The 23,799-nt window shown below is 60.9% G+C and carries 22 protein-coding genes; 18 read left to right on the plus strand and 4 right to left on the minus strand.

Annotated elements, in window-relative coordinates:
- The first annotated feature begins 7 nt into the window (after positions 1–7).
- From PCOSP_RS24705 to PCOSP_RS24755, 11 genes are all read left to right on the plus strand, one after another.
- Entirely contained in the window at positions 8–1,441 is a 1,434-nt protein-coding gene (locus PCOSP_RS24705; RefSeq protein ID WP_139649758.1) for a sigma-54-dependent transcriptional regulator, read from the plus strand.
- Positions 1,442–2,256: 815 nt separating this feature from the next.
- Positions 2,257–3,654: a polynucleotide adenylyltransferase PcnB gene (locus PCOSP_RS24710; protein ID WP_139649759.1), complete on the plus strand. Its 1,398-nt coding sequence runs from the start codon at positions 2,257–2,259 to the stop codon at positions 3,652–3,654.
- A 3-nt stretch (positions 3,655–3,657) separates the two neighbouring features.
- Entirely contained in the window at positions 3,658–4,143 is a 486-nt protein-coding gene (gene folK, locus PCOSP_RS24715) for a 2-amino-4-hydroxy-6-hydroxymethyldihydropteridine diphosphokinase (protein ID WP_464709707.1), read from the plus strand.
- 351 nt (positions 4,144–4,494) lie between these two features.
- Positions 4,495–5,295 carry a 3-methyl-2-oxobutanoate hydroxymethyltransferase gene (gene panB, locus PCOSP_RS24720; RefSeq protein ID WP_464709708.1) on the plus strand — a complete coding sequence of 267 codons (801 nt, stop codon included), beginning with the start codon at positions 4,495–4,497 and terminating at the stop codon, positions 5,293–5,295.
- Complete coding sequence (panC, locus tag PCOSP_RS24725) at positions 5,292–6,149, plus strand: pantoate--beta-alanine ligase (RefSeq protein ID WP_139649765.1); 858 nt, start codon at positions 5,292–5,294, stop codon at positions 6,147–6,149. The genes panB and panC overlap by 4 nt, the downstream gene beginning before the upstream one ends.
- A 203-nt stretch (positions 6,150–6,352) precedes the next feature.
- On the plus strand, positions 6,353–6,733 hold the full coding sequence (gene panD, locus PCOSP_RS24730; RefSeq protein WP_007963888.1) for an aspartate 1-decarboxylase: 381 nt from the start codon (positions 6,353–6,355) through the stop codon (positions 6,731–6,733).
- A gap of 353 nt (positions 6,734–7,086) precedes the next feature.
- On the plus strand, positions 7,087–8,751 hold the full coding sequence (pgi, locus tag PCOSP_RS24735) for a glucose-6-phosphate isomerase (RefSeq protein WP_139649770.1): 1,665 nt from the start codon (positions 7,087–7,089) through the stop codon (positions 8,749–8,751).
- A gap of 190 nt (positions 8,752–8,941) precedes the next feature.
- Positions 8,942–10,879, plus strand: a complete 1,938-nt coding sequence (gene acs / locus PCOSP_RS24740) for an acetate--CoA ligase (protein WP_175386697.1) — start codon at positions 8,942–8,944, stop codon at positions 10,877–10,879.
- 103 nt (positions 10,880–10,982) lie between these two features.
- A complete protein-coding gene (locus PCOSP_RS24745; protein WP_139649774.1) occupies positions 10,983–11,999 on the plus strand; it encodes a class I SAM-dependent rRNA methyltransferase in 1,017 nt (338 codons plus the stop codon).
- A 117-nt stretch (positions 12,000–12,116) separates the two neighbouring features.
- Positions 12,117–15,050: a DUF748 domain-containing protein gene (locus PCOSP_RS24750; RefSeq protein WP_464709709.1), complete on the plus strand. Its 2,934-nt coding sequence runs from the start codon at positions 12,117–12,119 to the stop codon at positions 15,048–15,050.
- Between the two features lies 1 nt (position 15,051).
- Complete coding sequence (locus tag PCOSP_RS24755; RefSeq protein ID WP_464709710.1) at positions 15,052–15,348, plus strand: DUF2845 domain-containing protein; 297 nt, start codon at positions 15,052–15,054, stop codon at positions 15,346–15,348.
- Between the two features lie 299 nt (positions 15,349–15,647).
- Here the strand turns inward: PCOSP_RS24755 and PCOSP_RS24760 are convergent, their stop codons facing one another.
- A complete protein-coding gene (locus tag PCOSP_RS24760) occupies positions 15,648–16,001 on the minus strand; it encodes a BON domain-containing protein (protein ID WP_139649779.1) in 354 nt (117 codons plus the stop codon).
- Between the two features lie 298 nt (positions 16,002–16,299).
- Positions 16,300–16,722: a pilin gene (locus PCOSP_RS24765; protein ID WP_139649782.1), complete on the minus strand. Its 423-nt coding sequence runs from the start codon at positions 16,720–16,722 to the stop codon at positions 16,300–16,302.
- 224 nt (positions 16,723–16,946) lie between these two features.
- On the opposite strand from PCOSP_RS24765, the gene pilB reads away from it, so the two are divergent.
- Genes pilB through yacG form a run of 5 tightly spaced genes read left to right on the plus strand, consistent with a single transcriptional unit; the run spans position 16,947 to position 21,575 of the window.
- Positions 16,947–18,647: a type IV-A pilus assembly ATPase PilB gene (pilB, locus tag PCOSP_RS24770; RefSeq protein WP_139649784.1), complete on the plus strand. Its 1,701-nt coding sequence runs from the start codon at positions 16,947–16,949 to the stop codon at positions 18,645–18,647.
- Positions 18,648–18,649: 2 nt separating this feature from the next.
- A complete protein-coding gene (locus PCOSP_RS24775; RefSeq protein ID WP_464709711.1) occupies positions 18,650–19,867 on the plus strand; it encodes a type II secretion system F family protein in 1,218 nt (405 codons plus the stop codon).
- Position 19,868: 1 nt separating this feature from the next.
- Complete coding sequence (locus tag PCOSP_RS24780; protein ID WP_464709712.1) at positions 19,869–20,738, plus strand: prepilin peptidase; 870 nt, start codon at positions 19,869–19,871, stop codon at positions 20,736–20,738.
- A gap of 10 nt (positions 20,739–20,748) precedes the next feature.
- The gene (gene coaE / locus PCOSP_RS24785; protein ID WP_139649790.1) at positions 20,749–21,372 is read left to right on the plus strand and encodes a dephospho-CoA kinase; all 624 of its coding nucleotides are present in this window, start codon (positions 20,749–20,751) and stop codon (positions 21,370–21,372) included.
- On the plus strand, positions 21,369–21,575 hold the full coding sequence (gene yacG, locus PCOSP_RS24790; protein WP_024779578.1) for a DNA gyrase inhibitor YacG: 207 nt from the start codon (positions 21,369–21,371) through the stop codon (positions 21,573–21,575). The genes coaE and yacG overlap by 4 nt, the downstream gene beginning before the upstream one ends.
- 12 nt (positions 21,576–21,587) lie before the next feature.
- Here yacG and PCOSP_RS24795 read toward each other — a convergent pair whose 3' ends face one another.
- Entirely contained in the window at positions 21,588–21,803 is a 216-nt protein-coding gene (locus PCOSP_RS24795) for a hypothetical protein (RefSeq protein WP_139649792.1), read from the minus strand.
- 63 nt (positions 21,804–21,866) lie between these two features.
- Positions 21,867–22,553: an energy-coupling factor ABC transporter permease gene (locus PCOSP_RS24800; RefSeq protein ID WP_464709714.1), complete on the minus strand. Its 687-nt coding sequence runs from the start codon at positions 22,551–22,553 to the stop codon at positions 21,867–21,869.
- 333 nt (positions 22,554–22,886) lie between these two features.
- Here PCOSP_RS24800 and PCOSP_RS24805 point away from each other — a divergent pair, with 333 nt between their 5' ends.
- Both PCOSP_RS24805 and PCOSP_RS24810 read left to right on the plus strand, forming a co-directional pair.
- Positions 22,887–23,513 carry a DUF1780 domain-containing protein gene (locus PCOSP_RS24805; RefSeq protein ID WP_175363820.1) on the plus strand — a complete coding sequence of 209 codons (627 nt, stop codon included), beginning with the start codon at positions 22,887–22,889 and terminating at the stop codon, positions 23,511–23,513.
- 98 nt (positions 23,514–23,611) lie between these two features.
- Positions 23,612–23,785, plus strand: coding sequence for a DUF3094 domain-containing protein (locus PCOSP_RS24810; protein WP_003185543.1), 174 nt, complete (start codon positions 23,612–23,614; stop codon positions 23,783–23,785).
- Positions 23,786–23,799 lie beyond the last annotated feature (14 nt).

Genomic DNA, 23,799 nt, shown 5'->3' on the forward strand with positions numbered 1-23,799 from the left:
CGAATCAATGCCGCACATTTTGATCGTCGAAGACGAAACAATTATCCGCTCCGCCTTGCGTCGCCTGCTGGAACGCAACCAATACCAGGTCAGCGAAGCCGGTTCCGTGCAGGAAGCACAAGAGCGATTCAGCATCCCAACGTTTGACCTCATCGTCAGCGACCTGCGCCTGCCCGGAGCCCCCGGTACCGAGCTGATCAAGCTCGGCCAGGGCACGCCGGTGCTGATCATGACCAGCTACGCCAGCCTGCGCTCGGCCGTCGACTCCATGAAAATGGGCGCGGTGGACTACATCGCCAAGCCGTTCGATCACGACGAGATGCTCCAGGCCGTGGCCCGTATCCTGCGTGACCGACAGACGGCGACCGGCAACCCACCGGAGCCGACGAACGGTAAGGCTGCCACCACCAAAGGTGTCGTTGGCAACAGTAATGGCGAAATCGGCATCATCGGCTCCTGTCCGCCCATGCAGGATCTGTACGTCAAAATCCGCAAGGTCGCGCCAACCGACTCCAACGTGCTGATCCAGGGCGAGTCCGGGACCGGCAAGGAACTGGTGGCCCGTGCCCTGCATAACCTGTCGCGCCGAGCCAAGGCGCCGATGATCTCGGTGAACTGCGCGGCGATTCCGGAAAGTCTGATCGAGTCCGAGCTGTTCGGTCATGAAAAAGGCGCCTTCACCGGGGCCAGCGCCGGGCGCGCCGGGCTGGTAGAAGCGGCGGACGGTGGCACGCTGTTCCTCGACGAAATCGGTGAATTGCCGCTGGAGGCCCAGGCACGGCTGCTGCGGGTCCTTCAAGAAGGCGAAATCCGTCGGGTCGGGTCGGTGCAGTCGCAAAAAGTCGATGTGCGCCTGATCGCCGCAACCCACCGTGACCTCAAGAGCCTGGCGAAAATCGGCCAGTTCCGTGAAGACCTGTATTACCGCCTGCACGTCATTGCGCTGAAACTGCCTGCCCTGCGCGAACGGGGCGCGGACGTCAACGAAATCGCCAATGCCTTCCTCGCCCGCCAGAGCGCGCGGGTCAACCGCACCGACCTGAAGTTTGCCCCCGACGCAGAACAGGCCATTCGTCATTACGCCTGGCCGGGTAACGTCCGGGAGCTGGAAAACGCAGTGGAGCGGGCAGTGATCCTGTGCGAAAGCCCGGAAATCTCCGCCGACCTGCTGGGTATCGACGTCGAGCTCAGCGATCTCGACGATGAAGAGTTCATCGGCCTGGCTCCACAACAGGGGGGCGCTGCCAACAACACCAGCCACGAGCCTACCGAGGACCTGTCCCTGGAAGACTACTTCCAGCATTTCGTCCTGGAACATCAGGACCACATGACCGAGACCGAACTGGCACGCAAGCTGGGGGTGAGTCGCAAGTGCCTGTGGGAACGTCGCCAGCGCCTGGGGATTCCGCGTCGCAAGACCGGAGTGGCCAGCGAAAGCTGAGATCAAGGGTGGGAGCGAGCCTGCTCGCGATAGCGGTGTATCAGCCTGCACTCAGGGCGACTGGCACAGCGCTATCGCGAGCAGGCTCGCTCCCACAGAGGTAGACGGTTACAACGCCGTGAATGTGAAAAAACTGTTACCTCAGCTTTTTCACGTAACAGAAGCCGGGGTTTACGGTAACGAAACCCCGGCTTTTTTTCGCCCCAAAAAAAGCGGCATAACCTTAGAACCCCCGGTTTCGCTGGGTCTCGCAAAAGTTGGCACGCACCCTGCTATAGCTTTGGTACAAGAACAATAACAAGCAATGCACAAGACAATAAAAATAAGACGAATCGACTCACGCACAATAAAAACAAGACGGCGAGAGGCGCAGCTAACTGATTCTTTTGGAGAGGCGTTGTATTTGGGGCTTGCCCCACAACCAGGCCGAGAACAATAAAAACTGTCTCAAGACAGGTGCCTGAACTGGTTGGATCGATGGATCACTGCAACACAGCGACCAAAGCAATCCGTTTGCTCTTGGCTCCCGATTGGGAGGGTCACGCAGGGAAAACCTCGTGACGCGGGCACTCAACAAAAACAAGAAGCCCGAAACCAATAATAAAAACAGAGCACGCAACTAATTCTGGGGGAGCTTCGGCTCCCCTTGTGGTTTCCGACGTTCCGCCACCGCGAAGCCTACAAGGCTTGCCGCTTAAAGCTTGCAGCTCAAATCTGCTGCGTCCTACACGATCCCCAGACTAAATGCTAGAATCCCCGCCCATCATGCGGTCATTCTTCGTTTTGGCCGAACATTCCTTCAAACAGTGCATCCCATGCTGAAGAAGCTGTTCCAGTCACTCCGTTCTCCCTTGCGTCGTACGCAACACATCCGCAGCACGCCTGAAGTGCTCAACAGCGGCCAGCACTCATTGCAGAAGGCCCAGTTCAGCCGTTATGCGGTGAACATCGTCGAACGCCTGCAGAACGCCGGCTACCAGGCTTACCTGGTCGGTGGATGCGTGCGCGACATGCTGCTCAACATCACCCCCAAGGATTTCGACGTAGCCACCAGCGCCACGCCGGAACAGGTCCGGGCCGAGTTCCGCAACGCACGTATCATTGGCCGGCGCTTCAAGCTCGTCCACATCCACTTCGGCCGCGAAATCATCGAAGTGGCGACGTTCCGTGCCAACCACCCGCAAAATGACGAAGAAGAAGACAGCAACCAGTCTTCTCGCAACGAGAGCGGGCGCATCCTGCGGGATAACGTCTACGGCACGCTGGAAGAAGACGCGCAACGCCGCGACTTCACCATCAACGCCCTGTATTACGATCCGGTCAGCGAACGCATCCTCGATTACGCCAACGGCGTACACGACATCCGCAATCATCTGATCCGTCTGATCGGCGATCCCAAGCAGCGCTACCAGGAAGACCCGGTACGGATGCTGCGGGCCGTGCGTTTCGCCGCCAAGCTGAACTTCGGCATCGAAAAACACAGCGCCGCGCCGATTCGCGACCTGGCACCGATGCTGCGGGAAATCCCTTCGGCCCGGCTGTTCGAGGAAGTGCTGAAGCTGTTCCTGTCGGGCAACGCGGCGGACACCTTCGAAATGCTGGTGGACCTGCAACTGTTCGACCCGCTGTTCCCGGCCAGTGCCGAGGCGCTGGAACACAACCCGACCTACACCCACACCCTGATCAGCGAAGCGCTGATCAACACCGACCTGCGTATCAAGCAGAACAAGCCGGTGACCCCGGCCTTCCTGTTTGCCGCCCTGCTCTGGCCGGCGCTACCGGCCCGGGTATTGCGCCTGCAGGACCGTGGCATGCCGCCGATACCGGCCATGCAGGAAGCCGCCCACGAGCTGATCGCCGAACAGTGCCAGCGCATCGCGATTCCGAAGCGCTTCACGATGCCGATCCGCGAAATCTGGGATATGCAGGAACGCCTGCCCCGTCGCAGCGGCAAGCGTGCCGACCTGCTGCTGGACAACCCGCGCTTCCGCGCCGGCTACGACTTCCTGCTGCTGCGTGAAAGCGCCGGCGAACAGACCGATGGCCTGGGCGAATGGTGGACCGATTACCAGGATGCCAATGACAGCGAGCGCCGCGAGATGATTCGCGAACTCAGCGGCAAGGAAGACGGCGCCAGCGGCCCACGCAAACGTCGTCGCAGCAGCGGCGCCAAGCGTAAGCGTGCCGGTGTGCCGAGCGCGTCGGGCGAGTAATCGATGGAACGCATCTACATCGGCATGGGTAGCAACCTGGCGGAACCCGAGGCACAACTGCGCAGCGCCCTCCAGGCACTGGCAAGCCTGCCTGATAGCCGATTCGTTGACGTCTCGGCGTTCTATCAAAGCGATTCACTGTTGCCAGGCCAGCCACGCTACACCAATGCCGTGGCCGCGCTGGACAGCCAACTGGCGCCACTGGACCTGCTCGACGCACTGCAAGCCATCGAAACCGGTCAGGGCCGCGAACGCCTGGAGCGCTGGGGCCCGCGCACCCTGGACCTGGACATTCTGTTGTTCGGTGATCGGCTGATCGACGAGCCTCGGCTCAAGGTTCCCCACTACCACATGCACGCCCGGGCGTTTGTGCTGTACCCGCTTGCGGAACTGGCCCCCGTCGACCTGCGCCTGGCCGACGGGCGCCTGCTCCAGGACCTGCTGGCCGCGTGTCCATTCGTCGGCCTGGAGCGCATGCCGCCTATCTGACAAAGACCATCCCCTACTCGCGATAGCGGTGTATCAGTCGACATTCATATTGACTGGCCTACCGCTATCGCGAGCAGGCTCGCTCCCACAGGGTCCAGTACCGGACGGTCATGTTTCAGACGCCCCCCACGGCTGAAACGCATCAGTAACCTCGGTAACACCCGCCGGTAACACATCCAATTGACTTCCCCCGTGCTCCTCACGACTATAGGCGTCCCGTTGCCGCCAACGCGGCATTGAAGGGCGCAATCCAGGCCTTACAAGCACCACGCATAGAGGGTGCGCCTGTATAAATGACGAATCATGCGCGTTACTCGCAGTAGTTCACGAGCGCCTAATGAGGACTTTTTCATGCCAGCTATTACCCTGACCACGCTGCAAGGTCTCAAGCAGAAAGGCGAAAAGATCGCCATGCTGACCTGCTATGACGCAACCTTCGCCCACGCCTGCAACGAGGCCGGTGTCGAAGTGCTGCTGGTGGGCGATTCCCTCGGCATGGTGTTGCAGGGCCACGACAGCACGCTGCCGGCGACCACTGCTGAGATGGCCTACCACGTGGCCTGCGTCAAACGCGGTAACACCGACGCACTGATCCTCGCCGATCTGCCATTCATGGCCTACGCCACCCTCGAACAGACCATGACCAACAGCGCCCTGCTAATGCAGGCCGGCGCCAACATGGTCAAAGTCGAAGGAGCATTGTGGCTGGCCGAGTCGATCCGATTGCTGGCCGAACGCGGTATCCCGGTGTGCGCGCACATGGGCCTGACACCGCAGGCGGTCAACGTGCTCGGTGGCTACAAGGTCCAGGGCCGCAATGAAAACCAGGCGCGACAGATGCGCGCCGATGCCATCGCGCTGGAGCAGGCCGGGGCGGCAATGCTGTTGCTCGAATGCGTGCCCAGCGAGCTGGCCGAAGAAATCACCCAGGCGGTGAAGATTCCGGTCATCGGGATTGGCGCTGGCAATGGCACCGATGGGCAGGTACTGGTGCTGCACGACATGCTGGGGCTGTCGCTCACGGGTCGCGCGCCGAAGTTCGTGAAGAACTTCATGACCGGGCAACCCGACATCCAGTCCGCCCTGAGCGCTTACGTGGCGGAGGTCAAAGCGGCCACCTTCCCTGGCGCCGAACACGGATTCTCTGCATGAACACCGTCAAGACCGTACGTGAACTGCGGGCCGCCGTGGCCCGTGCCCGCAGCGAAGGCAAACGCATCGCCTTCGTGCCGACCATGGGCAACCTGCACAGCGGCCACGTGGCGCTGGTCACCAAAGCGGCGCAGCGAGCCGACTTCGTGGTGACAAGCATTTTCGTCAACCCGCTGCAGTTTGGCGCTGGCGAAGACCTCGACAAATACCCGCGCACCCTCGCCGCCGACCAGGAAAAACTGCTCCAGGCCGGCTGCCATCTGCTGTTCGCCCCGTCCGTCGAAGAGATGTACCCCGACGGCATGACCGGGCAAACCCGGGTCAGCGTGCCACAATTGTCCGAAGGCCTCTGCGGTGCCAGCCGCCCCGGGCACTTCGAGGGCGTGGCGACGGTGGTCAGCAAGCTGTTCAACATGGTCCAGCCCGACCTGGCGGTGTTCGGCCAGAAGGACTTCCAGCAGCTGGCTGTGATCCGTGCACTGGTCCACGACCTGAACATGCCGATCCAGATCATTGGCGAACCGACCGTCCGCGCCGAGGACGGCCTGGCGTTGTCGTCGCGCAATGGTTTCCTCAGCCCTGAACAACGCGCCGTGGCGCCTGAGGTCTACCGCAGCCTCAGCCGCATTGCCGAAGCGATCCGACAAGGGCGACGGGACTTCCCGGCCCTGATTGCCGAGCAGCTCAAGCAACTCGAAGCCGCGGGCATGCGTCCCGATTACCTGGAGATCCGCGAGGCCCGGACCTTGCGCCCGGCCACGCCTGAAGATCGCGACTTGGTGATTCTGGTCGCCGCGTTCCTCGGCACAACGCGGCTGATCGACAACCTGCACCTGGATCTGGACGCCGCCTGACACCATCCCCTCTGTGGAGCAAACTGTGGGAGCAAGGCTCGCCCGCGATGAAGTTAACGCGGTCGGCCCTGGAACCGAGGTGACTGTATCGCGGGCAAGCCTTGCTCCCACGGGCTCATCCACAGGGGATGGTGGAGCCATTGCCGCCCTGGCGGCCTTCGGGCAAACTGCCCGCCGTTCGGACCCGACCAGAGGAGAAAACCATGCACGCCATCATGCTCAAGGCCAAGCTGCACCGCGCCGAAGTCACTCACGCCGTGCTCGACTACGAAGGCTCCTGTGCCATCGATGGTGAGTGGCTGGACCTGTCGGGAATCCGTGAATACGAGCAGATCCAGATCTACAACGTCGACAACGGCGAGCGCTTCACCACCTACGCCATCCGTGGCGAAGAAGGTTCGCGGATGATCTCGGTCAACGGCGCCGCAGCCCATAAGGCCAAGGTGGGTGACCGCGTCATTATCTGCGCCTACGCCCACTACAGCGAAGCCGAGCTGGTCAACTTCAAGCCCCGCATGCTGTACATGGCGCCGGGCAATGAGCTGAGCCACACCAGCAATGCCATTCCGGTGCAGGTCGCCTGATCGCCCCCGCACATCCCCCCTGTGGGAGCGAGCCTGCTCGCGATTGCGGTTTGTCAGTCGCCATCAACGTCAACTGAACTACCGTCATCGCGAGCAGGCTCGCTCCCACAGTGAGTAATTCTTGTCCAGAAGAGTGCTTCGTCCTCCCGTCTGTCGGCCCTTTCCCGCACCCGTTGTATAAAAAAGTACCGGGAACCGGTCTGACAAAGCCAAGACAGATCGCAACGCGAGGTTTACTGTAGTCGCCCTGCGCCCGCAGATCGTGTCGACGCAGGTGTCCGGACGCCCAGCGCGGGCCAGGCCGGAATTTTTAGTGTACAAAAGGTCGTTCAAGTAAAAGGAAACCCGCAGCGATGGCGTACTACCGAAACCCTCATGACGTGACCGCTCTGCCCGCCTGGCAGGCGCTGAATGACCACCGCAAGGCCATGCAGGATTTCAGCATGCGCGAAGCGTTCAATGCCGATCCGCAGCGTTTCAACCAATTCACCCTGTCGAGCTGCGGCCTGTTTCTCGATTATTCAAAAAACCTGATTACCGCCCAGACCCGCGACCTGCTGGTGGGCCTGGCCAATGAAGTCGACCTCAAAGGCGCGATCAAGGCGCTGTTCGAAGGCGAAATCATCAACGCTTCCGAAAACCGCCCGGCCCTGCACACCGCCCTGCGTCGGCCGGTGGGCGACCGGTTGCTGGTGAATGGCGTCAACGTGATGCCGGATGTGCACAAGGTGCTGAACCAGATCACCGACCTGGTGGGCCGAATTCACGATGGCCTGTGGCGCGGCTACACCGAGAAGCCGATCACCGACGTGGTGAACATCGGTATCGGTGGCTCGTTCCTCGGCCCGGAACTGGTGTCCGAAGCCCTGCTGTCCTACGCGCAAAAAGGCGTTCGCTGCCACTATCTGGCGAACATCGACGGCAGCGAGTTCCACGAACTGACCATGAAGCTGCGCGCCGAGACCACGTTGTTCATCGTCTCGTCGAAATCCTTCAACACCCTCGAAACCCTGAAGAACGCCCAGGCCGCCCGCGCCTGGTACCTCGCCCAGGGCGGCTCCGAAGCGGAGCTGTATCGCCACTTCATCGCAGTATCAAGCAACAACGCAGCGGCCGTGGCCTTCGGCATCCGCGAAGAAAACATCTTCCCGATGTGGGACTGGGTCGGCGGGCGTTACTCGCTGTGGTCGGCCATCGGCCTGCCGATCGCCCTCGCAATCGGCATGTCGAACTTCAAGGAACTGCTGTCCGGCGCCTATTCCATGGACCAGCATTTCCAGAGTGCGCCATTCGAACAGAACATGCCGGTGCTGCTGGCCTTGCTGGGCGTGTGGTACGGCAACTTCTGGGGCGCGCAAAGCCACGCGATCCTGCCGTACGACCACTACCTGCGCAACATCACCAAGCACTTGCAGCAACTGGACATGGAGTCCAATGGCAAGAGTGTGCGCCAGGACGGCACACCGGTGTCCACCGACACCGGCCCGGTGATCTGGGGTGGCGTCGGCTGCAACGGCCAGCATGCCTACCACCAGTTGCTGCACCAGGGCACCCAATTGATCCCGGCCGACTTCATCGTGCCGGTCGTCAGCTTCAACCCGGTTTCCGATCATCACCAATGGCTGTACGCCAACTGCCTGTCACAAAGCCAGGCCCTGATGCTCGGCAAGACCCGCGCCGAGGCCGAAGCCGAGCTGCGGGACAAAGGCGCCAGTGAAGAAGACGTGCAGAAACTGGCCGCCCACAAGGTCATCCCGGGCAACCGCCCAAGCAACACCCTGGTGGTCGAACGCATCAGCCCACGGCGTCTTGGCGCACTGGTGGCGCTGTATGAGCATAAAGTGTTCGTACAAAGCGTGGTCTGGGGTATCAACGCCTTCGACCAGTGGGGCGTGGAGCTGGGCAAGGAACTGGGCAAGGGTGTCTACAACCGCCTGGTGGGCAGCGAAGAAAGCGCGGCCGAAGACGCTTCGACCCAAGGTCTGATCAGCTACTTCCGTGGACGCCATCGCGGCTGATCCAAACGGCGCACTCCCCCTGTGGGAGCGAGCCTGCTCGCGATAGCGGTGGATAAGTTGACATCAATGTCGACTGACACGCCGCCATCGCGAGCAGGCTCGCTCCCACAGTCGTTTGTGCAGGCTTGAACCCTCCGGCTACTCGGCGCATCTTTATGACTTGTCGCAAAAACAAGAATAAGGAACCGTCATGTTCGATATCAGCCAGTACCCCCAAGCCGATGCCGTCCGCCGGGCTGCGCAACTGAGTCAGGACGAATACCAGCGGCTCTACAAAGAATCCATAGAACACCCCAGTACTTTCTGGGCTGAACAGGCCACCCGGTTTCTCGACTGGATGACGCCCTGGCAAACGGTCCAGCGCTATGACCTCAAGAACGGCGACGCCACCTGGTTTGCGGGCGGCAAGCTGAACGTCAGCGCCAACTGCATCGACCGTCATCTGGAAAAACGCGGCGACCAGACGGCAATCATCTGGGAAGGCGACGACCCCGCCGAATCGGCGGAAATCACCTATCGAAAACTCCACAAGCATGTGTGCCGCCTGGCCAACGTGCTGAAAAGCCGTGGCGTGAAGAAAGGTGACCGGGTCTGCATCTACATGCCGATGATCCCGGAAGCGGCCTACGCCATGCTCGCCTGCACCCGCATCGGCGCGGTGCATTCGGTGGTGTTCGGTGGGTTTTCGCCGGACTCGCTGCGTGACCGGATTCTCGACGCCGATTGCCGCACCGTGATCACCGCCGACGAAGGCGTGCGCGGCGGGCGCTTCGTCCCGCTCAAACGCAACGTCGACAAAGCCCTGGAAAGCTGCCCGAACGTCAGCACGGTTCTGGTGGTCGAGCGCACCCAGGCCGAAGTGAGCTGGGCCGAAGGTCGCGACCTCTGGTATCACCAGGCCATGCATGACGCCAGCGACGACTGCCCGCCCGAACCGATGGACGCCGAAGATCCCCTGTTCATCCTTTACACCTCCGGCAGCACAGGCAAACCCAAGGGCGTGCTGCACACCACTGGCGGCTATCTGCTGCAGGCGGCCATGACATTCAAGTACGTGCTGGACTATCGCGACAACGAAGTGTTCTGGTGCACCGCCGATGTCGGCTGGGTCACCGGCCACAGCTACATCGTCTACGGCCCGCTGGCCAACGGCGCCACCACGTTGATCTTCGAAGGCGTTCCCAGCCATCCCGACAGCTCACGTTTCTGGCGGGTGATCGACAAGCACCAGGTCAACATCTTCTACACCGCTCCCACCGCCCTGCGCGCGCTGATGCGTGAAGGTGCCGGGCCCTTGCAGGCCACCTCGCGCAAAAGCCTGCGATTGCTCGGCAGCGTCGGAGAGCCGATCAATCCGGAAGCCTGGGAATGGTATTTCAACGCCGTGGGCGAGCAGCGCTGCCCGATTGTCGATACCTGGTGGCAGACCGAAACCGGCGGCATCATGCTCAGCCCACTGGTGAGCGTCCAGCGACTCAAGCCAGGCTGCGCCACCCGCCCCATGTTCGGCGTGCAGCCGGTCCTGCTGGATGAGACGGGCAAGGAAATCACCGGACCCGGCAGCGGCGTACTGGCGATCAAGTCCAGCTGGCCGGGACAGATCCGCAGTGTCTATGGCGATCATCAACGCATGGTCGACACCTACTTCAAGCCCTACCCCGGCTATTACTTCACCGGCGACGGCGCCCGCCGTGACGAGGACGGCGATTACTGGATTACCGGGCGCATCGATGACGTGATCAATGTCTCCGGCCACCGCATCGGCACCGCCGAGGTGGAAAGCGCCCTGGTGTTGCACGACAGCATCGCCGAAGCGGCGGTCGTCGGTTATCCCCATGACCTCAAGGGACAGGGCATCTATGCGTTTGTCACGCCGATGAACGGGGTCGAGGCCAATGATGAATTGAAGAAAGAATTGCTGGCCCACGTCAGCAAGGAAATCGGCAGCTTCGCCAAGCCGGAACTGATCCAGTGGGCGCCGGCGCTGCCCAAGACCCGCTCGGGCAAGATCATGCGGCGCATCCTGCGCAAGATCGCCTGCAACGAACTCGACAGCCTCGGCGATACCTCGACCCTGGCCGACCCGAGCGTGGTGGAGGGGTTGATCGACAAGCGCCTGAATCGCTAGCGGACATGACGTTCCGCTGACTGATCGTTCCCACGCTCTGTGGGAGCGATCCCTCACGAAGCTGTTAAACTCCCGCGCCTCATTTCCTTAAGGCGCGCTTGGCATGTCTTCCTTGAATCAGGCGCTGCGCGCCGCCCTCGACCAACGTCAGGACCTGCTCAGCCAGTTGCATCAACAAGGCACCGATTGCTATCGCCTGTTCCATGGCAGCCAGGAAGGCGCACCCGGCCTGACCGTCGACCGCTACGGCCCGCAATTGCTGGTGCAGAGTTTCCATCAGTCGCTGGAACGCGAGGCCTTGTTGCAGTTGCATGGCATCGTCAACGAAGCCTTGGGCCTCGACACCCTGCTGGTCTACAACGACCGCGCCCGCGGCAACTCGCGAATCGATCGCCAGGACACGGTCTACCAAGCCGAAGAGGCCGCCCTGCAAGACCTGGTCGGCCACGAATGGGGCCTGAATTATCGCGTTCGTGGACGCCATGCCGGGCAGGATCCGCTGCTGTTTCTCGATCTGCGCAATGCTCGCGGCTGGGTCAAGGCGCACAGTCGCGACAAAAGCGTGCTGAACCTGTTTGCCTACACCTGTGGCGTTGGCCTGAGCGCCGCGGCCGGTGGCGCGCGGGAGGTGTGTAACCTGGACTTTGCCGAAGGCAACCTGGCGGTGGGTCGCGAAAACGGCCTGCTCAACCCCACGTTACCGTCCATGGAGTTCGTGCAGTCGGACTACTTCCCGGCGATCCGCCAACTGGCAGGCCTGCCCATCAGCCAACGGCGCGGACAGAAGCTGCCTAGTTATGTGCGCCTGGAACAACGCCAATACGACCTGGTGCTGCTCGACCCGCCGGCCTGGGCCAAGAGCGCCTTCGGCACCGTCGACCTGCTGCGGGACTACCAGAGCCTGCTCAAGCCGGCGCTGCTCGCCACCGCCGACAATGGCGTGCTGATCTGCTGCAACAATCTGGCAAAGGTGTCCATGGACGACTGGCGCGAACAGGTGTTGCGTTGTGCGGAAAAAGCCGGCCGACCAGTGCGCGAATGGAGCGTGCTGACGCCCGGCGAGGACTTCCCTTCCATGGACCGTAATCCTCCGCTCAAGACACTGATCCTGCAGTTCTGAGCCAACCTCAGGACTCCTACGGAAAAAACGGACAATTCTCATAAATCCCAGTGGCTTCGGAACCGTAAACGCGTGCCATACTCCAAGGCACTCCGATTCCACCAGATGAAGCCACACATGCTCAAAGGATTGCTGCGCGCCCTCGGCGCCCTGTTCACCGCACTGGCCCTCTATAGCCTGCTGGGTTTTCTGATACTGCCAGGCATCGCCTTGCGAATCGCCAATCAGCAACTGGCCAACCATGCCACGGTACCTGCTCAGATCCAGCGCATCGAACTCAATCCTTTCAGTCTTGAAGTCACCGTCTGGGGCCTGAATATCGGCGAACCGGGCAAGGAACAGGTGGGCTTCGAACGGCTGTACGCCAACCTGCAGATCGACAGCCTGTGGTCCGGTGCCCTGCACCTGGCCGACATCGAACTGGACAAGCCCCGGACCGAGGTGCTGTTCGCCAAGGACGGCCAGTTGAACCTCCTGGGCTTGTTCAAGCTGCCACCCAGCGAGCCGACCCCAGCCAACCCCGAGGCCAAGCCGTTTCCCCTGCGGGTCGACCGGATCAAGTTGGCCACCGGTTATGTCCATTTCCAGGACCTGCGCCCCAGCGAGCCCATCGAATTTCTCTACGACGCCCTTGATTTCGAGCTGAAGAACCTCAGCACCCTGCCCGACGACAGCGCCGACATGACCCTGGTAGCCGCCGGTCCCGAAGGCGGGAAGATCGACTGGACCGGTAACGTCAGCCTTTCGCCAATCGCATCCGAGGGCAAGCTCAAGGTCACCGATGGCCAGATGAAGTTCTGGTGGCCTTACGTACGCGACGCGGTACCGCTGGTGCTGGAGAACGGCATCCTCAACCTGAGCACCGACTACAAGCTCAACCTGGCCAAGGGCACCGAGTTGCAGCTCAACAACGTGGCCGTCAGTGTCGCGCCTTTCGCCATCAAGGCCCCCGATGGCCGTCCACTGGTGAAACTCGAACGCCTGGATGTCAGCGAGACTACGGTGGACCTGACTAAACAACAGGTCGTCGTGGGCAAGGTCCGCAGCCAGAAGCTCGAAACCTGGGCGGCACGCGAGGCCGATGGCCAGTTGGACTGGCAGAAACTCTTCGCCAGCCAGCCGGCCAAGCCGCAGGTCAAGGTAGAACCTGCATCGGCCCCGGCAGCCGCCGACTCCCCCAAACCCGAGCCCAAGGCACCCGGCAAGCCGTGGCAGGTACTGTTGAAGGATGTGCAACTGCGCGATTACCGGGTACATCTGGCCGACCGCCAGGCGCAACCCGCCGTGGCACTGGACGTCGGCCCGCTTAACCTCGACCTGCAGAACTACGACACCCTCAACGGCTCGCCTTTTACCCTCAAGCTTGATACCGGTGTGGGTAAACAGGGCAAGCTCCTGGCCGACGGCGAAGTCAACCTGAACCCGATTACCGCCAGGCTCAAGGTCAAGACCCAGGACATCGATCTGCGGGTCGCCCAGGCCTATATCACCCCGTTCATTCGCCTGGAGCTGCGCTCAGGGATGCTCGGCAGCGACCTGATGGTCGATCTCAAGAACACTGCACCGCTGGCCTTCGCCGTCACCGGCCGCGCCCAGGTCGACCAACTGCACACCCTCGACACCCTCAAGACCCGCGATTTCGTCAAATGGCAGAGCCTGGTGCTTGAAGGCCTCAATTATCAGCACGGTGACAGCCTGTCCATCGACAAGGTCAACCTGTTCCAGCCTTATGCCCGCTTCATGATCAACGACGACCGCACCACCAACGTCGACGACTTGCTGATCCCACAGCCGCCGGACAGCGGCACGAAGAACGCTGCAGCAAAACCGGCGTCCCAGGAAAAACCACTGGGTATCCACATCGGCGCGATTGCCATCAACGACGGCTCGGCCAACTTTGCCGACTTCAGCCTGACGCCGAATTTCGCCACGGCCATCCAGCAGCTCAACGGTCAGATCGGCACCATCGACAGCCGCCAGGCCAAACCGGCCAGCGTGGACGTCAATGGCAAGGTCGACCGCTACGCCCCGGTAACGATCAAGGGCGCTCTCAACCCGTTCGACCCGATGGCCAGCCTCGATATCGCCACCAGTTTCAAACGGGTCGAGCTGACGACGCTGACGCCCTACTCCGGCAAATTCGCCGGCTATCGCATTCGCAAGGGCCGACTCAATCTCGACCTGCATTACCGGATCACCAAGGGTCAGCTCCAGGCCGAAAACAAGGTGGTGGTCGAGCAACTGCAACTGGGGGAAAAGGTCGACAGCCCGGACGCCGTGAGCCTGCCGCTGAAACTGGCCGTCGCACTGTTGAAGGATTCGCAGGGCAGGATCTCCATCGAGCTGCCGGTGTCCGGCAACCTCAACGACCCGCAATTCAGTGTGATGCCGATTGTCTGGCAAACCCTGCGCAACCTGGTGGTGCGAGCGGCCCAGGCGCCGTTCAAACTCATCGGCGGACTGGTGGCCGGCGGTGGCTCGGAAGACCTGGGCAATGTCGCCTTCGCACCTGGCTCCAGCGACCTGAGCCAGGAAAGCGAAGGTGTGCTGCTCAAGCTCTCCGAGGCACTGGCCAAGCGTCCGGAACTGCGCCTGGAAATCGAAGGCACTGCCGCCGAAAGCAGCGACGGGCCGCTACTCGCCGGCCAGCGCCTGGAACGCGAATACCAGTACAACTACTACAAGATGCTGCAACGCCGGGGCGACAAGGTTCCGGCCAAGGCGGCGCTGCTGCAGGTGCCGGAGGACGAAAAGGCACCGCTGCTGGAAGGCATCTATCGAACCCGTCTCAAGGCCCAGCCGCCGGCCGAATGGACACAACTGGATAAAAAGGCCCGCATCGAGAAACTGCGTGAAGGCGTTATCAAATTCTGGAGCGGCAGTGACGTATTGCTGCGCGAGTTGGGCCAGGAGCGGGCCAGCAGCATCAAGGACTTCCTGGTGGACAAGGGCCAACTGGCCGATGACCGGGTCTATTTCATCGACGCCAGCCTCGGCCAGGCCGAAAGCGACGGGCGTGTGATCACCCCCCTGCATCTGGATGCCGAATAGGATGAAGCGTCTCTACTGGCTCGGCCTGGGCTTGATGCTCACCACTGCTCACGCATCGGCTGCCGACACATTGCGTTGCGGCAGCCAGTTGATCAGCGTTGGCGACCGATCGAGCGAAGTGTTGCAAAAGTGCGGACAACCGGTGGCGCGGGACGATCTGGGCTACAAACGCAGCGTCAATCGCCGGGAGGAATACCCGGTGGAAGAATGGACCTATGGCCCCAACAGCGGCATGTACCAGTTCCTGCGCTTCGAGGGTAATCGACTGGTGCAGATCACCAGTCGGCGTGGGCACTGAGGTTGGCAATGACACCGCTATCGCGAGCAGGCTCGCTCCCACAGGGGATCGGTGCCGGTCCCTGGATTTTGAGAACACCCCAGCCCCATGTGGGAGCGAGCCTGCTCGCGATGGCGGTGGATCAGCCAATACAATCGTCGACTGACTTCCATCCAAAATAAAACAGGCCCCCGGCAAACGCCGAGGGCCTGTGGCGGCCACGTCCCTGTGGCCTTTCGCATGAACTCCAAAGCAACGGCAAACGTATGACACAGCCCGTTTGCCGCGCCCTCTCCCAGTCCAGGCGAGAAGTCTTGGCCTTATTCGGCCTTCAGGCCATCAGCCGATACGGCTTTGACGCCTTTGATTTTCTTGGCGATCGCCACGGCGGTGGTTTTCTGAGCTTCGGTGACAGCAACAGTCGAAGACAGGGATACGACGCCTTTGTTGGTTTCAACCTTGATGTCGGAGCCTGGGATACCCTTTTCGGTGACCAGGTCAGCTTTGACTTTGGTGGTGATCCAGGTGTCCTTGGTTTCTTCCTTGGCTTTAGTCACTTCACCAGCAGCCAACATCATCGGAGCCTGGGTCGCTTGAGCAGTCTCGGCAAATGCGTTAGCCATGGTCAAGGTCAGTGCGGCAGCAGTAGCGGCAGTGATAGCGAACTTCTTCATACGAGTAACTCCTGTTTTTCTCAGAAACTGCCGGAGGTGATTCCCGGCAGGGTTATCAGGAGTAGTGCGAAGGGTGTGCCAGCTTTGACGAATAAAATAATTACTTATAAATCAGACACTTAAGCGAAGCGCCGATTTACTTGATCATGCAAAATGCATGAGCGACTGATTCTGTACATGCAAGTTGCGGTTTTTTTCCGCTTCTTAAACAGCTGAATTAACGAGCTTTTTTGTTTCACTGGCAAGAGGACGTAAAAAACCCCGCAATTAAAGCGGGGTTCTTCGCAAGGCCATGCCCTCAACTACCGGCAGCGGCACCGGTGCATCCAGCCGGCAGGTATTCCTGGGCTGCCGTCGAAGCACAGGTCCAGACACCTGCTGCCGAGCGCGACAGTGTAATGGTCTTGCCGAGTACCGGAGCGGGCGCATTCAACAAGGCGCACGCTATAGTGCCCGTACCATCTGAGGCAGTACCTGAGGCGGTCAACGTACAATTACTGGTGGGCGAGGTTCCACCAATGTTGGCCAACGTGGGGTTGGTCCCCTGGTTCATGATGTCCTCAAAGGGCACTTTCAATGCAGACACTTCCGCCAACCCGGCCGTTGCCTTCGCCCGCGCCTGATACTTGGAATATTGCGGCAACGCAAACGTCGCCAGAATGCCGATAATCGCCACGACGATCAGCAGCTCGATCAACGTGAAACCATTCTGCTTGCTCATAGACATCTCCATTAACATGAGGCGAAATCTCATGCTTGGAGGGTGTACTGCACGGCACATGCCAATCCCCGCGACCCTGCCAGCAAGAGCTTCCAGCCCAAGGAAGCCCAACGTCCTACCCCAACATCCGCACTATCTGACGTTTTTTGTCACCCGCCCCGGCTGGTTTGGCGTCGAGGCTTGACTAGGCTATAAGTCATGAACTGTCAGCAGTCGGGATCCCCATGAATGACATCGCCCTCAGCGGCCTGACCAAGCAACTGGTGCTGGCCGAGCTGATCACCGAGCAAAGCGCGCAGCAGGCGCAGCAGCAAGCCCAACGCAACCGCATGCCCCTGGTCAGCTATCTGGTGCAGAACAAACTGGTCCAGAGTCGCCAGGTTGCGGAAATCGCCTCGGAGCATTTCGGCGTCGCCCTGCTGGACCTCAACAGCCTGGACAAGGAAAGCCAGCCCACCGGCCTTGTCAGTGAAAAACTGGTTCGGCAACACCATGCCCTGCCGCTGTGGCGGCGCGGCAACAAGCTGTTCGTGGGGATCTCCGATCCCACCAACCACCAGGCCATCAACGACATCCAGTTCAGTACCGGCCTGACCACCGAAGCCATCCTGGTGGAAGACGACAAACTCAGCGATGCCATCGAGAGGTTTTTCGAATCCGGCACCACGGGCCTGGAAGGCATGGGTGATGTCGACCTCGATGGCCTGGACATCGAGTCGGACGACGATCGCAAGCAGGACGCCATCGCCGGTCAGGACGCCGATGACGCGCCAGTGGTGCGGTTCGTCAACAAGATGCTGCTGGACGCGATCAAGGGCGGCTCTTCCGACCTGCACTTCGAACCTTATGAGAAATCCTACCGGGTGCGGGTGCGCACCGATGGCATGCTGCGAGAAGTGGCCAGGCCGCCGACCCAACTGGCCAGCCGCATCGCCGCGCGCCTGAAGGTCATGGCCAGCCTGGATATTTCCGAGCGGCGCAAACCCCAGGACGGTCGGTTGAAAATGCGCCTGTCGAAAACCAAATCCATCGACTTCCGGGTCAATACCCTGCCCACGCTCTGGGGCGAAAAAGTGGTGATCCGGATTCTCGACCCTTCCAGCGCGCAGATGGGCATCGATGCCCTGGGCTACGAACCGGATCAGAAAGAGCTCTACCTCGCGGCCCTCAAACAACCCCAAGGGCTGATCCTGGTCACCGGGCCGACCGGCTCGGGCAAGACTGTCTCGCTCTACACCGGCCTGAATATCCTCAATACCGTGGATATCAATATTTCCACCGCCGAAGACCCGGTGGAAATCAATATGGAAGGCATCAACCAGGTCAACGTGAACCCACGCCAAGGGCTGGACTTTGCCCAGGCCCTGCGCTCCTTCCTGCGTCAGGACCCGGACGTGATCATGGTGGGTGAGATCCGCGACCTGGAAACGGCCGAAATCGCCATCAAGGCCGCCCAGACCGGGCACATGGTGCTCTCCACCCTGCACACCAACAGCGCCGCCGAAACCCTGATCCGCTTGCAGAACATGGGCATCCCCGGCTTCAACATCGCCACGGCGGTCCATCTGATCATCGCCCAGCGCCTGGCGCGGAAACTATGCAGCCACTGCAAGAAAGCCACGGAGATTCCCGAGGAAACCCTGCTCAAGGAGGGCTTCCCCAAGGAACGCATCGGCTCATTCACGATCTATGAGCCGGTCGGTTGCGAACAGTGCAACAACGGCTACAAAGGACGCGTGGGGGTTTACGAAGTGGTAAAAAATACGCCTGAACTGCAACGGCTGATCATGGCCGAAGGCAATTCCCTGGAAATCGACCTGCAAATGCGCAAGGACGGGTTCAACGATCTGCGTACTTCGGGGCTGCTCAAGGTGATGCAAGGGGTGACCAGCCTCGAAGAAATCAACCGGGTCACCAAGGACTGAACATGGCGGTCAAGGCAGTAAAAACCGACACCTACACCTGGGAAGGCAAAGACCGCAAAGGCACGAAGATGTCCGGTGAGCTGACCGGCCAGAGCCCGGCCCTGGTCAAGGCGCAACTGCGCAAACAAGGCATCAACCCGGAAAAGGTACGCAAGAAATCCAAGTCGATATTCGGCAAGGGCAAACGCATCAAACCGCTGGACATCGCCCTCTTCACCCGCCAGATGGCGACGATGCTCAAGGCCGGTGTGCCCCTGCTGCAAGCCTTCGACATCATTGGCGAAGGCTTCGACAATGCCAACATGCGCAAGCTGGTGGAGGAGGTGAAACAGGAAGTCGCCGCCGGTAACAGTTTTGCCGCGTCGTTGCGCAAATGCCCGCAGTACTTCGACGAGTTGTATTGCAACCTGGTGGACGCCGGTGAGCAGGCCGGCGCCCTGGACACCTTGCTGGACCGTGTGGCGACCTACAAGGAAAAGAGCGAGGCCCTCAAGGCCAAGATCAAGAAAGCCATGACCTATCCGGCGGCCGTTGTGCTTGTCGCAGCAGTGGTCACCGGCATTCTGTTGGTCAAGGTGGTGCCGCAGTTCGAATCGGTGTTCTCCGGGTTCGGCGCGAAACTACCTGCCTTTACCCTGATGGTCATCGGCCTGTCGGAGTTCATGCAAGAGTCATGGTGGCTGCTGCTGGGCGGGGCGGTGGGCGCGTTTTTTGGCGTGAAGTATGCCCTCAAGCGCTCCCAGGGCTTTCGTGACTGGCGCGACAAATGGTTGCTCAAGCTGCCACTGGTAGGCGCCCTGATGTACAAGTCGGCGGTAGCCCGCTACGCCCGGACGCTCTCCACCACCTTCGCCGCCGGCGTGCCACTGGTGGAGGCCCTGGACTCGGTCTCCGGCGCCACCGGCAACGTGGTGTTCAAACGTGCGGTACAGCGTATCCGCCAAGACGTCTCGACCGGCATGCAGTTGAATTTTTCCATGCGCGCCTCAGGCATATTCCCAAACCTGGCGATCCAGATGACCGCCATCGGCGAGGAATCCGGGGCACTGGACGATATGCTCGACAAGGTGGCGGGTTTCTATGAGGCCGAGGTCGACAATCTGGTGGACAACCTCACCAGCCTGATGGAACCCTTCATCATGGTGGTCCTGGGGGTGGTCGTCGGCGGTCTGGTGGTCGCCATGTACCTGCCCATCTTTCAACTCGGCTCTGCGATCTGACATGCCCCTGAGCGAATTCTTCGTGCTTTATCCCATGGCCTTTGTGCTGGCGGCGCTATTGCTCGGGCTGATTGTCGGCAGCTTTCTCAATGTGCTGGTGTGGCGCCTGCCCAAGATGCTCACCCGCGAATGGCGGCTGCAAGCCCACGACCTGCTGGGCCTGCCTGCCGAAACGCCCGGCCCGGCCTACAACCTGATGCTGCCTCACTCCCAATGCCCTCACTGCGGCCACCGCATCCGGGCCTGGGAAAATATCCCGTTGCTCAGCTACCTCGCACTGCGTGGCCGCTGTTCCAGTTGCGCCACCCCCATTGGGCGCCGCTATCCCCTGACCGAGCTGGCCTGCGGCGCGCTGTCGGCGTTCGTCGCCTGGCATTTCGGCTTCGGCTGGCAGGCCGCGCTGGTGATGGTCTTGAGCTGGGGCCTGCTGGGCATGAGCCTGATCGATGCCGAGCATCAGCTGCTGCCCGACACGCTGGTGCTGCCCTTGTTGTGGCTGGGGCTGATCGTCAACAGCTTCGGATTGTTCGTTTCGCTGAACCAGGCAGTGTGGGGAGCGGTGGCCGGTTATCTGGCGCTGTGGTCGGTGTTCTGGGTTTTCAAGCTGCTCACCGGCAAGGAAGGCATGGGCTACGGCGACTTCAAGCTGCTGGCGATGCTCGGGGCCTGGGGCGGCTGGCAGATCCTGCCGCTGACGCTGCTGCTGTCGTCGCTGGTGGGTGCCGTGGTCGGGGTCGTCATGTTGCGCATGCGCAATGCTCCGGCGTCGACACAGATCCCCTTTGGGCCTTATTTAGCCATTGCCGGCTGGATTGCCTTGCTCTGGGGTGGTCAAATAACCGACTTCTATTGGCACTCTGTCGGTTTCTAACGATTTCCTTATGAACAATCCCGTGGAAAAACCCTGGATTCTCGGCCTGACCGGCGGTATCGGCAGCGGCAAAAGTGCTGCGGCCCAGCACTTCATCGACTTGGGCGTGCATGTGGTCGACGCCGATCATGCGGCGCGCTGGGTGGTCGAACCGGGGCGTCCGGCACTGGCGAAAATCGCCGAACACTTCGGCCCGGACGTGCTCCAGGCCGACGGTACGCTGGATCGCGCGGCCTTGCGCAAATTGATTTTCGAGAATGCCGACGAGCGTCGCTGGCTTGAGGCACTGCTGCATCCGTTGATCGCCGACGAAATTGCCCATCACCTGGCCCAAGCCCGATCGCCCTATGCAATCCTCGTATCACCGCTGCTGATCGAGTCAGGGCAGTACGCCATGACCCAACGGATCCTGGTGATCGACGCACCTGAACAACTCCAGATCGAACGGACCTTGCAACGCGACCAGATCAGCGAGCAACAGGCCCAGGCGATCCTCAAGGCACAATCCAGCCGCCAGGATCGCCTGAGCCATGCCGACGATGTGGTGGTCAACGACCGCGACCTCGCCTGGCTGCACAGCGAGGTCGAACGCCTGCATCATTCCTACCTTACATTGCGTGGAGGCCAATCATGAGCCAGACCCCGACCGTTGATTGCCCGACCTGTGGCGCCCCTGTCGAATGGAGCCCGGAGAGCAAGTTCCGGCCATTCTGTTCCGATCGCTGCAAACTCATCGACCTGGGCGCCTGGGCGTCGGAAGAACACAAGATCCCCGTCAGCCCCGATGCCGAGGACGAACTGTTCAGCGAAGACTTCAACCCCCGCTCACACCACTAGTGGCCTGTGTGGCTAAGGCCGCATGAAACCGTAGTCCTGTTTGTCGTCGAGATTTTCCGCCAGGAAGCTCAACTCATCGGCCAGGTCCTCGGCGCTGCGCACTGTCTTGCTCTGTTGCACGATCGCACTGAGCAAGGCACGCAGGCTCAGGCCCGGATCGAAACCGATTTCCATCGCGGCATCGTGACTACGCCTGATCTCTTGTCTCGCCCACTCGTAAACACTCATCGTTGTGCTCCTGGAAGTTTTCCAGAGCATGAGCTGCACCTGCCTGCAAGGCCTTGATATGCATCAAGACTTGTCGTCATCCTTCCAGGGTGCCGACAGATAGCGCGTGCGGTTGAAGGTTTCCAGCCATTCAGGACTGAATACCACCAGTGCACTGATCACCATGCCGTTGATGAACGCTTCGGGAAAAATGATCAACCAGAGGTAGCCAACGAAATCGCTTAGCCAGTAAGGCATGGCGAACACCCCGTCGTACCACAACAGCCCCAGCCCCAGCAGCAGGCACAGCAACGCCGACAGGGCGGCGGCGAGGAACCCCGAGCAGAAGATATACACGAATAGATTGCGTGGCTGGGCTCGCTCCACCAGGATCGCGCAGCTTTCGGTGACCAGCACCGGCAGCAGGACCAACAGCACTCCGTTGACGCCCAGCGCCACCATGTCCTGGCGCCCCAACAGCACCAGCGCAAGCTGGGCAATGAGACCGCCGAGGATCGCCAGCGGCCAATCCAGCAACAGCGTCACGGCGGTCATGCCGATGAAGTGATAGGACACACCGGTGTCGAAATCCCGTCGCACCAGCCACAACATGAACAGCGCCAGCACCGTGCCGAACAGCAGGTGCTGGCGACGGCTGTCGGTAAACAGTTCCACCCATGGCGCTCGCCACACCGCCCAGGCCAGCACCGGGACATAGATCAACCAGCCAACCGCAAGTGTCTGGGGTGAGAGCAGTTCGGCTCCGATCATGGGGACTACACCTTTCGCTTGTTTTTCCAGCAGCCGGCACAGTGCATTCCCGTCGGACTGCGTAGGAGCTGTCGAGCGAAGCGAGGCTGCGATCTTTTCCCAGACACTTGAGTTCCAAGTGAAAGATTAAAAGATCGCAGGCTTCGCCAACTCCTACAACCTCAGACTCTTTTGGGCGCGCTACGCACGCCCGCGGGGATAAATCCCCTCGCCACAAAAATTGTGCACAGCTTTATGTCTCTATCGACACGCAGAGTCTACACCCCACTCATAAGAGTCATTCATCAACGCAACGCTTCCAGCTTGTCGCAATTGAACGCTAAGCTTGAGTTCATGGATGATTCCGATTATTTACGCCTGCTGACCATCGCGGCCGAGCAAGCCAACGCCTTTCTCTCCAATGCCCGCAAATGGGAGCGTGAGCGTTGGGTCTGCCAGCGACTGCTGCAAGGGCTGAACGTGCCCTACCGCGCCGACGAGTTCGCTCCCGCCGGAGATCCACCGGACGTGTTGTTCCGTGATGCCAACTTCGAGGTGTTCTTCGTCCTCGACGAGGGCCGTCGGCTCAATGACGAATGGCGTGACGAGCTGCAACGCCGCCGCAGTGCATTCTCCCTGAGCCAACTGGTGCGCCGCGAAGCCAAGCCCAGGCGGATCCCGGCCAACGAATTCCTGCTGAGGCTGGCACCGACCCTGCGCAAGAAAGCCCACAACTACACCGAACGCGGCATGGACCTGGGAGAGCTGGATATCATCGCCTTCGCCAGTCTTAAACGGGAAGTACTGGACCTCAACAGCCATTTCCCTCCGCCCACCGAATACCTGCGCCAGGGCTGGCGTTCGCTGTCGCTGGTGGGGCCGAGCTTCGCCCGGGTCTTGTTCGCCCACCCCGATGCGCCGGATTTCCTGCGGGGCAACCTGGGGCGAAGCATCGTGTTCGATGTGGGGATCAGCCTGTGAATCATCACCGCGTCCACTGAACGACTATGCTGTTCGCAGCCGCAAGCAATCCCCTGTAACGTACGCACACTTCGCAACGTCTACCTGACGAGGCCTTTATGACCAGCCGCCTGAACCCTGACGACCAGAAGCATGTCGAAGAGTACCTGCAACTGTCCCAACACCGAGTCGAGCGCCGGCCTTTCCGGCCGTGGATGCTCCTGGTGGTGGTACTGGCCGTGACGATCGGCCTGGGCCTGTTGAGCCGACTGATCAGTTACCTGACGCTATGAGCTGCCTGTTATCG

The organism is Pseudomonas sp. MAFF 730105 (assembly GCF_055380705.1).

What these genes read in the sequence shown, in the direction of transcription:
- folK (WP_464709707.1), top strand. Translation starts at nt 3,658, where the DNA reads ATGGAACGCATCTACATCGGCATGGGTAGCAACCTGGCGGAACCCGAG.
- PCOSP_RS24800 (WP_464709714.1), bottom strand. Translation starts at nt 22,553, where the DNA reads ATGATCGGAGCCGAACTGCTCTCACCCCAGACACTTGCGGTTGGCTGG.
- PCOSP_RS24745 (WP_139649774.1), top strand. Translation starts at nt 10,983, where the DNA reads ATGTCTTCCTTGAATCAGGCGCTGCGCGCCGCCCTCGACCAACGTCAG.
- yacG (WP_024779578.1), top strand. Translation starts at nt 21,369, where the DNA reads ATGAGCCAGACCCCGACCGTTGATTGCCCGACCTGTGGCGCCCCTGTC.
- acs (WP_175386697.1), top strand. Translation starts at nt 8,942, where the DNA reads ATGTTCGATATCAGCCAGTACCCCCAAGCCGATGCCGTCCGCCGGGCT.
- PCOSP_RS24775 (WP_464709711.1), top strand. Translation starts at nt 18,650, where the DNA reads ATGGCGGTCAAGGCAGTAAAAACCGACACCTACACCTGGGAAGGCAAA.
- PCOSP_RS24765 (WP_139649782.1), bottom strand. Translation starts at nt 16,722, where the DNA reads ATGAGCAAGCAGAATGGTTTCACGTTGATCGAGCTGCTGATCGTCGTG.
- PCOSP_RS24810 (WP_003185543.1), top strand. Translation starts at nt 23,612, where the DNA reads ATGACCAGCCGCCTGAACCCTGACGACCAGAAGCATGTCGAAGAGTAC.
- PCOSP_RS24705 (WP_139649758.1), top strand. Translation starts at nt 8, where the DNA reads ATGCCGCACATTTTGATCGTCGAAGACGAAACAATTATCCGCTCCGCC.
- PCOSP_RS24755 (WP_464709710.1), top strand. Translation starts at nt 15,052, where the DNA reads ATGAAGCGTCTCTACTGGCTCGGCCTGGGCTTGATGCTCACCACTGCT.
- coaE (WP_139649790.1), top strand. Translation starts at nt 20,749, where the DNA reads ATGAACAATCCCGTGGAAAAACCCTGGATTCTCGGCCTGACCGGCGGT.
- panC (WP_139649765.1), top strand. Translation starts at nt 5,292, where the DNA reads ATGAACACCGTCAAGACCGTACGTGAACTGCGGGCCGCCGTGGCCCGT.
- panD (WP_007963888.1), top strand. Translation starts at nt 6,353, where the DNA reads ATGCACGCCATCATGCTCAAGGCCAAGCTGCACCGCGCCGAAGTCACT.
- panB (WP_464709708.1), top strand. Translation starts at nt 4,495, where the DNA reads ATGCCAGCTATTACCCTGACCACGCTGCAAGGTCTCAAGCAGAAAGGC.
- PCOSP_RS24750 (WP_464709709.1), top strand. Translation starts at nt 12,117, where the DNA reads ATGCTCAAAGGATTGCTGCGCGCCCTCGGCGCCCTGTTCACCGCACTG.
- PCOSP_RS24760 (WP_139649779.1), bottom strand. Translation starts at nt 16,001, where the DNA reads ATGAAGAAGTTCGCTATCACTGCCGCTACTGCTGCCGCACTGACCTTG.
- PCOSP_RS24710 (WP_139649759.1), top strand. Translation starts at nt 2,257, where the DNA reads ATGCTGAAGAAGCTGTTCCAGTCACTCCGTTCTCCCTTGCGTCGTACG.
- PCOSP_RS24795 (WP_139649792.1), bottom strand. Translation starts at nt 21,803, where the DNA reads ATGAGTGTTTACGAGTGGGCGAGACAAGAGATCAGGCGTAGTCACGAT.
- pilB (WP_139649784.1), top strand. Translation starts at nt 16,947, where the DNA reads ATGAATGACATCGCCCTCAGCGGCCTGACCAAGCAACTGGTGCTGGCC.
- pgi (WP_139649770.1), top strand. Translation starts at nt 7,087, where the DNA reads ATGGCGTACTACCGAAACCCTCATGACGTGACCGCTCTGCCCGCCTGG.
- PCOSP_RS24780 (WP_464709712.1), top strand. Translation starts at nt 19,869, where the DNA reads ATGCCCCTGAGCGAATTCTTCGTGCTTTATCCCATGGCCTTTGTGCTG.
- PCOSP_RS24805 (WP_175363820.1), top strand. Translation starts at nt 22,887, where the DNA reads ATGGATGATTCCGATTATTTACGCCTGCTGACCATCGCGGCCGAGCAA.